This is a genomic window from Algoriphagus sp. (assembly GCF_039969895.1).
Classification (GTDB): Bacteria; Bacteroidota; Bacteroidia; order Cytophagales; family Cyclobacteriaceae; genus Algoriphagus.
Window position 1 is genome coordinate 22242 of the sequence record NZ_JBDVMZ010000005.1, and the last position, 12957, is coordinate 35198.

A 12957-nucleotide genomic window follows, 5' to 3' on the forward strand; every position below is an offset into this window, starting at 1 on the left:
CCCACCTATTATTTTTTACTACAATTTTTACATACCCCTTTTAATACCAGGTTCAAATCGTTTATTTCATAATCGTCCGGCAAGTTTTGTTTCGATATTCTATCCGGCAAGCAAATAGTTTTTCCGCAAACGGTACAATGAAAATGCATATGTAAATCTGTACCGTATTTACCTTTGGCCTTTTTATCGGAAATTGCAAATTTTGCCACTCCTGTCCCATCATTAATCTGATGAATTAGCCCTTTATCTTCAAAAGTTTTTAGGTTTCGATAAAAGGTAGTTCTGTTTGCCGTTTTGTTTTTTTCGCTTTTAGCGATAAAGACTTTTTGCATTTCGTTTAAACTTACTGCATAGGTCTTCCTATTGAGGTATTTGTGAATTTTCAACCTCATTTCAGTGGGACGTATCCCTTTTGACGATAATTTTTTTTCCGTTTTTGTCATTTTATATTCTTTCGAAAAACAGTCTAAGTCCGGATCTAATCTTTTTTATAAGCCAAAAGCCTTAACGCATTAAAAACCACCAGAAGCGTCGAACCTTCATGGATTACTACAGCCACTCCAATATTTGCCAAGCCGAATATGGTTGAAGGTATAAGCAGGGCCACAATACCAAGGCTAACCCAAAGGTTTTGCCTGATAATCGCCTTTGCCTTCCTGCTTAAGCCTATGGCAAAGGGCAGGGTTTCCAACTTATCGGCCATTAGCGCAATATCCGCCGTTTCCAAGGCTACATCACTTCCCGCAGCACCCATAGCTATGCCTACAGTGCTGTTTGCCATGGCAGGGGCATCATTAACGCCATCGCCCACCATTGCCACCTTGGATTCCTTTTCTTTTAATTCTTTTATAGCATCCACTTTTTCTTCCGGCAATAGGCTCCCCCAGGCATCGGTCAATCCTATTTCTTCTGCTACAGCGTCTGCTACCTTCTGGTTATCTCCGGTAAGCATGATCATTCGTTTAATGCCGATTTCTTTTAATTTTTTGAGGGTTCCCTTGGCGGCTTCACGAGGGGTATCCATTAATGCAATGATGCCTATATATTCTTCATTTTTTCGTATAAGCATTGTTGTATTTCCACCACCTTCAAGACCACGCACTTTCGTAGCTATTTTTTCGGAAGGTGTACTCTCATCAAGCCCTTCGTACAGGTCGAGGTTACCTATATAGATTTTATCATTGCCAAACGATGCTTTAATCCCTTTACCCAGAACTGCCTCCAAATTAGAGGCATTTGGGATTTCCTCGCCTTCCAGACGCTCTTTTCCATCACGAACTACAGCTTTGGCCAGGGGGTGATCACTCAAACTTTCCACAGCTACTGCTATTTTGAGAAGTTCGTTTTCAGATATATTTCCAAGTGGCACCACTTGGGTAAGTTTTGGCTTTCCTTCCGTTAGAGTTCCGGTTTTATCAAAGGCGAGGGCGGTAATAACCCCCAGGTCCTCCAGAGGGCGCCCTCCTTTAATTAATACCCCGCCACGGGCAGCTCTGGCCACTCCACTCAATACAGCACTTGGGGTCGAGATTGCCAACGCACAGGGACTTGCAGCTACCAGTACCGCCATTGCCCGGTAAAAGCTCGCGCTAAAGGGTTCGTCAATAACTAAAAAAGCGAACAAAAGAATCCCGACCAAAATAAGGACGGACGGCACAAAATATTTTTCAAATTTATCGGTGAGCAACTGGGTAGGTGATTTTTGGGTCTGGGCCTCGTTAACCAGTTTCACCAATCGGGAAAGCGTTGAATCTTTGGCTGCTTTGATCACTTTAATTTCCAAAGTATTGTTCCCATTGATCGTTCCGGCAAAAACGCGGTTTTCATCCTTGATATCATCTTGCGCCGAATAATCCTTGTCAACATCTTCTACGGGAACTTTATCTACCGGTACACTTTCCCCGGTAATCGGAGCTTGGTTGACACTGCTTTTTCCGTTGACCACAACGCCATCGGCAGATATTTTACTGTTCGGCTTGACCACGATAATATCGCCTATACCCAATTTTTCGATACCCACCTCTTCGGTTTTGCCATCTTTTTTGAGCAAAGCTGTTTTTGGTGCGAGATCGGCAAGGGCCGCTATGGACTTTCGGGCCTTGTTCATTGCATAGTGTTCCAGGGCGTGGCCAAGGCTGAACAGGAACAGCAAGAGTGCACCTTCGGCCCATTCTCCCAGAACAGCGGCACCTATGGCGGCCACCAACATTAAAAAATCGATTTCAAAACCACCTTTGGCAACGGTCTGTATGGCCTCTTTTGCCGTAAAGTAACCCCCAAAAAAGTAAGCACCTATGTATAAAGTAAGACTGACCCAATCTGGGATGGATGCAACATAGGAAAGTCCGAAACCTATCCCGAGAAGGGCGCCGCAGATAATAGAAAAAATAAGCTCCGTATTTTTACCGAAAATCCCACCGTGGGCGTGCCCTTCTCCTTCCTCGTGGGTCTCGCCCTCTTTGTGCTCGTGCCCCTCTGTGGAAGTTTGTTCTTTAGTATCTTCCTTCTTTGAACGCTCCTGTTTTTTGGATGCTTTGGTGTAATCATTTTCGTTTGAAGAACTCCGCTGAATCTGAAGGTATTCTTTTTCAATTTGTTTACTTATTTCATCAAAATTCGTTTGCTTTTTATCAAATTCAAGTCGTACCATTCCAGAGCCTGAAACGGAAACTTCCAAAACTCCATTGATTGCCAAAAGGCTTTTCTCGATGGAACGAGCGTGCCTTGTATGTCTAATCCCCTCAACCTCTAAAAGAAGATGACCATATTTTTCTGTAATTTCTGCCCCGGCATTTTCCGCCAAAGATTGAATTCGGTCAATAGAGATAATGTCCGGATCATAATGAAAGCACAGTTGCGGCACCGTATCTTCCTGATCATCTACTATATGTACTTTTTCAAGACCCTCTTTGGCCTCTAATTCAGCAATGAGCCTTTGCACACAAGTGTCTTTTTCATTTGGCACCTGAGGTAGCAATACCGGAATTTTTAGTTGTAGCTTTTTCATATCCCTATTGGTTTAATATCCATCTTTTAGCTTCTTCCTTTTCGGTAAAGTCGAAATATTTAACTTCCGAGCTTGTAAAAAAATCAGTGGCTTTAGCAGCCCATTCCTGCCATTCTTTTTCACCCACAAAGGCCATCTTTCCATAATCTGAAATATGGGCGGTATCAACTTTTAAATCTTCCCATAAGCCTTTGAGATCGTAGCCCTTAAAGTTAACTAGTTCAAAAAAGAAATTCACCTTATTTCCATTTTTGACAATATTATGTATCAAAGGATGGATTTTCTCTATATCCTCTTTAGTAATCTTACCGCTTATTGAAGCGGATATCAAATTGCTTTTTTCGACATTTTTGATTCGTATCATTGTTTTAAGTTTTTATGAGCAGATTGGTCTATGTTATATTTTAGCTTCTTTGCTTTTTGGCATTTTACACATGCCCCCTTCAAAACTAAATTTACTTCGGTTATTTCGTATTTGTCAGGTAAATTTTCCTGTGGAACTTTATTGGGCAAACAGAAGGTTTTGCTGCAATTCATACAGTGAAGGTGTAAGTGTAGATCCAGCGAATTCTTATCAGAATATGCATATTTTGCGGTAGCCGTACCGTCATCAATTTGATGTATAATCCCTTTCTTTTGAAATAATTTTATACTCCGATAAATTGTTGTTCTATCTCGTGTATGTTTACTTTTTTTAACGAAAGCCGTTTCTATTTCCCTTAATGTTACAGCATAAAACTTTCTTTTGAGATATTTATAAATAAATAATCTCATTTTGGTAGGTCTAATCCCGTTGTTTCTAAGTGTTTCTTCGGCTTTGGTCATCTCATAAAATTAAACGCCACTACATTTCTCACATATTCCCTTTACTACCAGATTGATATCCTCTGCCACATAGCCTTCGGGCAGGTTTATCTGAGGGATTTTGTGCTCTGTAAGGCACACGGTTTCCCCGCAACTATTGCAATGAAAATGTAAGTGAAGGTCGTTTCCCACCTCACATTCACAATTGTCTTCGCACAGGGCATATTTAATGATGCCGGTGCCATCCTCAATTTGATGCACGATTCCTTTTTCTTCAAATGTCTTCATAGTACGGAAAAGCGTACTCCTTTCCGAGCTTTCGAAATCCTTTCCAAGGTCGCCTAAGCTAACGGCCACATTCAGTTGTGCCAGCCGTCTATAGGTCATCAAGCGCATTGCCGTAGGGCGGATGCCTTTGCTTTCCAACTTTTTTACTATTTTTTCCATTTGCTATAAAAGTATTTAGGGGTCGTAACGCTTTATGGATTCCCCGGTTTTTATCTGGAAGGCATCTTCAATATCGGAAAGATAAATTATTCCGTCACCGGGTTCAGTTGTTTTTGCATTCTCAAGGATAATATCTATTGCTGATTGTGCTTCTTCGTTTTGACATACCAGTTCTAACTTTACAACCGGACTGTCTGTTACACGGAAATCTAAAGAAGGTGATGCGCCTTTTGCTTTAAAAGCCCCGGTACCTTCCCCCTGGGAAAGCGTCATACTTTTGAATCCACTTTCACTAAGGGATTCTATCACTTTTTGAACTCGTTTCGGTTTTATAAATGCTTTTATAGAGGTGACCGTTTAATTTCATATATTTATGCTTTTAAACAAGCAGATAATGGATGTTTTCAAAGGACAAGAGCTTATAGAGTTCAGTAGAAGGTTCCAGACCGAGTTGGATTGTAAGAAATATTTGTCCGAACTTAAGTGGAAAGATGGATTTACGTGTCGCAAGTGTGGTCATCAGGGTAGCCAGATCAGAAAGGATTACGCACGTACCTGCAATAAATGTAGCGATACAGAAAGTGCTGGCGCAGGCACCCTTTTCCATAAAGTCAAATTTGGTCTTGTAAAGGCATTTTATATCTGTTTTGAGATGAGCACAAGTACCAAAAGTCTCTCTGCGATGTATATGGCCAAACGGTATGGCATTAACCGTAAAACAGCCATGAGCTTCATGCATAAAGTACGTGAGGCCATGAAATCGAGCGGAAATCATCCGATGAAGGGAGAAGTTCATGTGGACGAATTCGTAGTAGGGGGCCAAGAAGCCGGACATACCGGAAGGAGCTATGGAGGTAAGAAAAAGAAGGTAGTATGCGCGGTAGAACTTACTGATGCAGGAAAAGTCAAACGGTTTTATGCTTTACAGATCAAGGATTTTTCAGCCAAATCACTACGTCCCATCTTTGAGAGCCACATCGACAGGGGTGCCCAAGTTCAGACAGACGAATGGAAAGGGTATCGTCCTATCAAAAATGACTTTACCATCAAACAGACTCCCAGTGAATTAGGCTTAAATTTTAAAGCAATTCACACCATGATCCATCAGGTAAAATCGTGGTTAAGGACGACGTTTTCCTGGGTAAGCAAAAGGCATATAGACCGCTACCTAAGTGAGTTTTCCTACAGAATCAACCGCTCACAGAGCAAGGACACGATCTTCCACAATTTGATCACCAGAATGGTCAGTAAGAAAAAAATCCATATTGCTGACTTAATATGATATTAACTGGTCACCTCTATGCTTTTATTTCTTTCATTGCTGTAATATTAATTTTAGTATTAAGGATGAACCCTCTGGAATTTTAATTAAGACAAACATTTAACAGAGAGTCCATCCATCTAATTTTTTTAATTTAATGACCATGGGAAGTCTGGCTTTTCTGCATTTCAGAAACCAGATAATAGGCATTATTATAGGCAACCAACGTACCTTCAGGCAAAGGCTCCAGTAATTTAATTTCTACCCAGCCTTCATTTTCTTCTCCTGTTATCACTTCCACCGGCTTAAAGGACCATTCGGTTTCCCCGTTTTCCTGGTGCTGTTCAGCGATGAAGATGTAGGATTTCCCTTCTTCCTCAATAATGGCTTCCCCCGGCAAAGCCGTCACTTCCGTACCGGCGCCGGTAACGATCCTCCCGTTGATATACATACCCGGAACAAGCATATCTGTCTCTTCCTGTATCTCTGCATGCACATGAACGGCTTTGGGATTCTGCTCAAACTTTTTGCCTACCGAGAATATTTCGGCAGTAAAAGTTTTACCGGGTATTGATTCCATCAAAAGAATGACCTTTTGCCCTTTTTTCACTTTGTACACGTCTTTGGCAAAAACCATCAGGTCGGCATGCACATGATCTGTATTGATTACTTCGAACATCTCGGTTTGAGGGTCTACATACTGTCCTACCTGTATTCTAACTTCCGTAATAGTGCCGTCAATAGGACTTACCACGGGTACATACTCATAGATATCCCCACTTCTTACTTTCTCCACATTTAAGTTTAATTGCCTGAGTTGTGATTCAAGGCCTTGTACTTCAGCTTTTTCAACCTGAAAGTCTGATTTCGCCTGTTGAAACAATTTGCCTGAACCTATCTCTTCTTCATAGAGTCTTTGCTGGCGATTAAATTCTTGCTCCAGATTCTGCATACGGCTGTAAGCAGTAATATAACTAGTTTGTACCCTGGTAAGGTTGGGGTGGGAAAGGTAGGCCAACACCTGTCCTTTTCTTACCTTATCTCCCTCAATTACTTTGATGGAAGCAACATTAGCTCCTAATATAGCCGTTACGGTAGCCGCATTCTGTGGTGGTACTTCCAGTCTGCCTGTAACTTCCACTACATCGGAAAGTGGCCGGGTGGGCAGGGTATCTACTTTTATGCCCAGGCTGTTGAACTTGAGCTCGGAAAGATGCACTTCCCCCATTCCGCCATCGCCTCCTTCTTCTCCTTCATTTCCAGCTTCTTCTCCTGCGTGGCCTTCCTCTTCTGTAGCAAGGGCTTCACCGGTAGCTTCTTCGCCTCCCCCGCCATTGCAGGCAGAAAGGAATGATACCGTAAGGAGCAGGGTAAACAGTTTTATGATGTACTTTTTCATTTATATTTCTTTATCTATTTCTATTAATTAAATTATTTTTATTCGGAAGTTTTGAGATAGTATTCAAGCTGCGAGCGGCTGTCGAGATAATTTCCCAATGCCTCCCAGGCATCAATCTCTATTCGTACAGCATCCCTTATATTTTGTAGAAAAGTGACATAATCAATTGCTCCTTCTCTATAGGCAATGATTGCTCCTTCCCGCTGTTCGACGGCTAATGGAAGCGCCTCCTCCTGATAATATCTCCACGAGTTAAGCCATTTAAGGTATTCCTCGCGTGCCCCGGTATAAGCTGTTTTAAGCTCCAATTGCGTTTGCTGTAGATTTACCTCAGCTATCTCACGATTTATCCTGGCAGATTGTGTTCTGCCTAATTCCGGTCCGAAAAACAAGGGAATGCTGATGCCTACCTGATACTGATAAAAGCCGGTTTGGCCATCAATCTTCTGCCTTCCGTACTGCCCCTGAAATTTCGGAAGAAACTGCGACCGCCTTTCCCTCAGCGTTGCATCAGCCACATCCACCCGCTGTTCATACACATTGAGCAGGGGATGATTATCCAAAGGTATTAACAAATCGCTTATAGGTTCGTCTAACTCATCAGCAGAAACCTCAGGCACCGTGTAAAGTGTGTCACTGGCAAACCACAGGTTGAATCGCTGCAAGGCTTTAAGATAATCCCTGTATGCCTGCTCTTTTTGAATTTCAACCTCATTCCCTTGATTTACGGTGGCCAAATATTCCAACCTAGAGATTGTTTCTGTTTCCAGCCTTATTTGTGCAGCTCTTTCAATATCCGTAAATGAAGAATCCAGGCTCCGCAGTGTCTCATACGCATTTTTAGCAGCATATACCGAAGCCCAAGCCCGGCTCACCTCCAGCTTCACTTCCAGGATGGAAAGTTCAAGAGCTTTTTCTGCCAGGGCCACTCTTTCTTTCTGCAATTTCAGGCGTGGGGCAATACCAAACACATCAATTTGTTGCTGCTGGATTCCTATTTGAGTATACACCCCAAGGTCAGCATTATCCAAGCCATTGCCGATTTCTTCCCCTCCGGTAAATATCTGGGTGTTGCCCAGGTCCCAGGCCGTTTTCTTTAAAGCCTGCTGGCTTTCTATCTCAAGGGCAGCCGCTCTTATTCTCGGAAAAGCTTCTACCGCCCGCTTTTGGGCCTGCTCTAAAGTAAGGGCCGGCAAACTATCCTGTACAGCCTGTACAGGGTTTTGCTCCTGCGCCTGCGCCGGGCTGCTAAAACCTAAAAGGCTTCCCACAGAAATCAGCGCCACGATTACCCCGGCAGCCGGAGATAATCTATTCCTTCTTCTCTCCTTAAGGCTTTCCACGAAGGTGTAAAGTACCGGCAGTACCACCAGGGTAAGTAGCGTTGCTGTTAACATACCACCAATTACAACAGTCGCTAATGGCCGCTGAACTTCCGCTCCGGCCGAAGAAGAAAAGGCCATAGGCATAAACCCTAAAATATCTGTTACGGCTGTAAGCATGATCGGCCTGATCCGCTCCTTGGTACCGATGAGAATCCGGTCCCTGATACTGGTAACACCTTCTTCTTTCAAGGAATTGAAGCGGTTTACCAGCACCAGGCCGTTAAGTACTGCCACTCCAAAGAGCACGATAAAGCCTACGCCTGCCGAGATACTAAAGGGCATGTCCCGGAGCCACATGGCGAAAATACCACCGATGGCCGCTAAAGGAATGGCCATGTAAATCATAATGGATTGCGAGAATGAGCCCAGCGCAAAGTAAAGCAGCACAAGAATCAGTAACAATGCGATGGGCACTACAACGGTTAACCTGCTTTTGGCCTGTTGCAGGTTTTCAAATTCGCCTCCATAGGTGATATAATATCCGGGAGGTAAATCCAGTTCAGCATCCAGCTTTTCCTGAATATCATTGACTACCGACTCCACATCACGGCCCCGAACGTTTACCCCTACATAGGTTCTCCGATAGGTGTCGTCACGCGATATCTGCATTGGGCCCGGCACATAACTGATATCAGCAACTTCTTTAATCGGGATTTGCGTACCATCAGGAAGGTCAATGTACAGGGTCCGCAAATCTTCAATGCCCTGGCTATGGGCTTCGGCAAGACGGATCACCAGGTCGAAGCGTTTTTCTCCTTCGAAAACAACCCCAGCCACTCCGCCTGCAAATGCGGCACTTATATATTCATTGATCTTTTGAATGTCCAGCCCGTACTGCGCTATCTTATCCCGGTTGTATCGCACCGTCATTTGCGGCAGGCCCGATGTTCTTTCCGCATTGACATCTCCGGCTCCGGGAACAGTTTGAATGATCTCTGCCATTTCCTGAACTTTGGAAGAAAGCACCTCCAGATCATCCCCATAAAGTTTTACTGCAATATCTTCTCTCACCCCTTCCAAAAGCTCATTAAACCGTAGTTCAATTGGCTGGGTAAAAACAAGATTGACACCGGTCAGATGTTTATTGAGCAGGTCCTGAATTTGGTCAATGAGTTCTTCTTTGGTTTCAGCCGACACCCATTTTTCTTTGTCCTTTTCAAGTATAATATACATATCGGCAATATCCATAGGCATGGGATCGGTAGGGATGTCCGCTACACCAATACGGGCTGTAGCTGTTTTTATTTCCGGGAAATTATCCAGCAGCAGGGTCTCTATTTTTTTAGAGACCTCTATAGATTCCGTCAGGGAACTTCCCGGACGTATAAGTGCCTGCATGGCAATATCGCCCTCATCTAACTGAGGAATAAACTCGCCACCCATCCGGGAAAAGACAAAGCCTGCAACACCCAATAGCACCAAGGCAGCAATGATCACAATAGCTTTAAATCGGAGAGAAGCTTTTAAAAGCGGAAGGTAAGCCCACTGAATACCTCCAATGATCTTATCGCTGATCTTTTCGAGCCACCGTTCAAAACGTCCGAACCAGTTTTTCTTGTTTTCAACTGGTTTCATAAACAAAGCGGACATCATCGGCACATAAGTAAGACATAATATAATGGCACCTATCATCGCAAAGCCAAACGTATAGGCCATGGGCTGGAACATCTTCCCTTCCACCCCGGTAAGGAAAAGGATAGGGGCAAATACAATCAGGATAATGATCTGACCGAAAAAGGCCGATCCCATCATGGTACTCCCCGCATCGTAAGCTACCTCATCCATTACCGCCTGGTTGAACTTGATTTTCCCTGACCGGATGCGCTTTTGGATTTCATACACTGTGCCCTCTATAATAATCACCGCCCCGTCAATGATAATCCCAAAGTCAATGGCTCCAAGGCTCATCAGGTTGGCCCACACATTGAACTGCTTCATCAAAATGAAGGCAAACAGTAGGGAAAGCGGAATGGTAGTGGCGGTAATGAGGCCTCCACGTAAACTACCCAACAGAAACACCAGGGCGAAGATTACGATCAGGGCACCTTCAATAAGGTTTTGCGTTACAGTATCGGTTGTTCTGGCAATAAGGGCGCTTTGATCAATAATAGGTCTGATTTCAAGCCCCTCCGGCAAGGATTTTTCTACTTCCTCCATCCTGTCCTGAACCCGCTGTATCACTGCGTTAGGGTTGGAGCCCTTCAGCATCATAATAATACCGCCCACGGCTTCCTCTCCATCCTGCGTGAAAGCCCCATAGCGCACCTGATGTCCGAAATTCACTTTTTCGGCTACATCCCTAATGGTAACAGGAGTGCCATTTTCATTGGTAACAACTATTTTCCTGATGTCATCTAAGGTCTGGATCAGTCCTTCTCCACGAATGAAGTTGGACATTCTGTTCTTTTCAATGTAGGCACCACCGGTATTTACATTATTCCGGGCCAGGGCCTCATACACTTGGGAGATGCTTACATCCAATGCATTTAATCTCTCTGGGTTGATGGCTACTTCATACTGCTTGATGTATCCGCCAAAAGAATTCACTTCCACCACACCTTCCAGCAGGGTTAACTGTCTCTTCACAATCCAGTCCTGAATGCTGCGAAGCTCTGTAGGACTATACACCGTATCATAGCCTGCCTGCGGTTGAATGGTGTATTCATAAATCTGGCCCAGACCGGTGGAAATAGGCCCCATTGTCGGACTTCCGAACTTTTCCGGAATGGTTTCGCTCAACTCGTTCAATTTTTCCTGAACCAGCTGCCGGGGTAAATAGGTACCTATATCATCTTCAAAGACGATGGTAACCACCGACAGTCCGAATCGGGAAATAGACCTTAGCTCTGTTACACCGGGCAGGTTGCCCATTGCGATCTCTACCGGATATGTAACAAACTGCTCTATATCTTCTGTACCCAGATTTTCAGATACGGTAATCACCTGCACCTGATTATTGGTAATATCTGGTACGGAACCCAGATTCACCGTATACATGGAGTAGATACCCAGACCAATGAGTGCCAGGGTGAGTAGGCCGATGATGAATTTGTTCTTTATTGAAAATGAAATAATTTTATTGATCATCTCTTAATTTTTTTATTTTAAATGGACAGAGAAGAAGTGTAGTAAACGTAACAGATTGACTATTATCAAGAATATTGAAATCAGAATGATGAAAGTCCACTTTAATATTCTAAAAGCTCTGTATTTAGCACTTCTTTTCTTTTTTCTTTTTTTATTCGATGTCAAAAGGTTTGGATTTTGAATGAATAAATAATTATGGGGAGTTGTATGAATGCCTGTTGCTTTACTCGTTCTATTGCCTCCAACTAAAAATTCAGTGCAGATGTGATGCATCACTGAATAGTATTGGGGGTAATTGAAAAGAAAACCTAAAGGATTTTTTTAAACAACTTGCAATTCCTTCTTTACTACAAAGGAAAAGCATGAACAAGCAAGTGTAATTTTAGAAATACCTTCTCCTGCGGCAGAAAAGCATAACAGGAAAGTTGACCGGTATTTAAGCTTTCGGGGGTTGGAAAGGCATATCTAGATATTCGGAAGAAAAAGAAGGGGCATAGAATCCGAATTCATATTGCGAAGCAAATTCGAATAGCATTAATTGAAAATTCTCATTTGAGGCATAAAAAACAGAAGGATAGCAGCAATGCGTGTTCCCATGAAAGGGAAGGTTATCATGGTTTTCTTCATCATGGCTTTTATTGTCAGATCCATGATCAATATAATCTTCAACAACAAATTCTAACACAGAATCGCCATGCAACGTTTGGTGATCCTCAAAATGTGAAAGCAAAAACGGAATTTTTTGAATCTGACAGGATAGATCGAGATTCATTGATAGCATCCCCAAAAGGAGCAAAGCAATAAAAGATCTGTTTCTTATCAGTTTCATGTTCTGCAAATCTATGAAATAAAGTAATGCAAGGCTATTGCACAAAATCGCTAATCCCAGATTCAAGTGATGAGGCATAGCTACTACCCAATCTGAGCAAGGGTGGATTTTTTTTGTCTTTTTTTATTAGCAGTAACCTTATCTGGATTATTACGTGTTTTAGAATTCAACTGGATTTATTTTCATTCTCATGTGAAAAGCCTATAATTGTAACAGTGAAGAAATCATTTTCCATAGTTTTAGCATTCTTACTTCTTTTCGCAAACATCGGTTTGGCGAAGAGCAGCCATATATGCATGGGATCTGAGATGTTAAATGCAATTGGCCTTTCTGCAAAAAATTTGGATTGCGGAATGAAACATCAATCGGAATCTCCTTCGAGTGATCAAGGAGGTTTAAGCAATGCTGATGAATGCTGCCAAAATAGTTTCGAACTCGTTCACAACGATAGTGACCAGAATCTTAAAATAGTACACCTTGACGCTGCCCAACTTATTTTTGTAGCAGCTTTCACACAAACATTCATTTTTGGAATAGATCCAGTTCCTACAACTGAATATTCCAACGTATTTATATCTCCCCCTGCGATTGATAAGAACTATACTGTTCTTTTTCAATCTTTCTTGATTTAATCCGGATAGGTAAACTTAGGTCTTGCAGACCGCCTTTTTCTATGAGCTCAATTGCTTGTAGCAAAGTTTATCCAGTATTCCATTTTCTTAGGATTATTTCATGCTT

The 12957-nt window shown here is 42.7% G+C and carries 11 protein-coding genes; 2 read left to right on the plus strand and 9 right to left on the minus strand.

All coding sequences use genetic code 11. The annotated features are described in order from the left end of the window. Positions 1 to 8 precede the first annotated feature (8 nt). The 6 genes from ABJH64_RS02500 to ABJH64_RS02525 are packed head-to-tail and all read right to left on the minus strand — an operon-like array spanning position 9 to position 4603. A complete protein-coding gene (locus ABJH64_RS02500; protein ID WP_008613740.1) occupies positions 9 to 443 on the minus strand; it encodes a transcriptional repressor in 435 nt (144 codons plus the stop codon). A gap of 35 nt (positions 444 to 478) precedes the next feature. Continuing rightward, positions 479 to 3007 carry a heavy metal translocating P-type ATPase gene (locus ABJH64_RS02505; RefSeq protein WP_093026604.1) on the minus strand — a complete coding sequence of 843 codons (2529 nt, stop codon included), beginning with the start codon at positions 3005 to 3007 and terminating at the stop codon, positions 479 to 481. A gap of 4 nt (positions 3008 to 3011) precedes the next feature. Further along, positions 3012 to 3371, minus strand: a complete 360-nt coding sequence (locus ABJH64_RS02510) for an STAS/SEC14 domain-containing protein (RefSeq protein ID WP_027885449.1) — start codon at positions 3369 to 3371, stop codon at positions 3012 to 3014. Then, a complete protein-coding gene (locus ABJH64_RS02515) occupies positions 3368 to 3832 on the minus strand; it encodes a transcriptional repressor (protein ID WP_051191359.1) in 465 nt (154 codons plus the stop codon). Before ABJH64_RS02515 ends, ABJH64_RS02510 begins: the two co-directional genes overlap by 4 nt. 9 nt (positions 3833 to 3841) lie before the next feature. Continuing rightward, on the minus strand, positions 3842 to 4258 hold the full coding sequence (locus ABJH64_RS02520) for a transcriptional repressor (RefSeq protein WP_027885450.1): 417 nt from the start codon (positions 4256 to 4258) through the stop codon (positions 3842 to 3844). Between the two features lie 15 nt (positions 4259 to 4273). Beyond that, positions 4274 to 4603 (minus strand): P-II family nitrogen regulator, encoded by a 330-nt coding sequence (locus tag ABJH64_RS02525; protein WP_348299305.1) that lies wholly within the window; start codon positions 4601 to 4603, stop codon positions 4274 to 4276. Positions 4604 to 4652: 49 nt separating this feature from the next. On the opposite strand from ABJH64_RS02525, the gene ABJH64_RS02530 reads away from it, so the two are divergent. Continuing rightward, complete coding sequence (locus ABJH64_RS02530) at positions 4653 to 5540, plus strand: IS1595-like element ISEvi1 family transposase (RefSeq protein WP_015266931.1); 888 nt, start codon at positions 4653 to 4655, stop codon at positions 5538 to 5540. A 133-nt stretch (positions 5541 to 5673) separates the two neighbouring features. Here the strand turns inward: ABJH64_RS02530 and ABJH64_RS02535 are convergent, their stop codons facing one another. The 3 genes from ABJH64_RS02535 to ABJH64_RS02545 form a co-directional block, all read right to left on the minus strand. Then, positions 5674 to 6918: an efflux RND transporter periplasmic adaptor subunit gene (locus ABJH64_RS02535; RefSeq protein WP_348299299.1), complete on the minus strand. Its 1245-nt coding sequence runs from the start codon at positions 6916 to 6918 to the stop codon at positions 5674 to 5676. A gap of 38 nt (positions 6919 to 6956) precedes the next feature. After that, positions 6957 to 11390 (minus strand): CusA/CzcA family heavy metal efflux RND transporter, encoded by a 4434-nt coding sequence (locus tag ABJH64_RS02540; RefSeq protein ID WP_348299301.1) that lies wholly within the window; start codon positions 11388 to 11390, stop codon positions 6957 to 6959. Between the two features lie 436 nt (positions 11391 to 11826). Next, entirely contained in the window at positions 11827 to 12219 is a 393-nt protein-coding gene (locus ABJH64_RS02545; protein ID WP_348299303.1) for a hypothetical protein, read from the minus strand. A gap of 215 nt (positions 12220 to 12434) precedes the next feature. On the opposite strand from ABJH64_RS02545, the gene ABJH64_RS02550 reads away from it, so the two are divergent. Then, positions 12435 to 12851 (plus strand): hypothetical protein, encoded by a 417-nt coding sequence (locus tag ABJH64_RS02550; protein WP_348334528.1) that lies wholly within the window; start codon positions 12435 to 12437, stop codon positions 12849 to 12851. Positions 12852 to 12957: the final 106 nt, after the last annotated feature.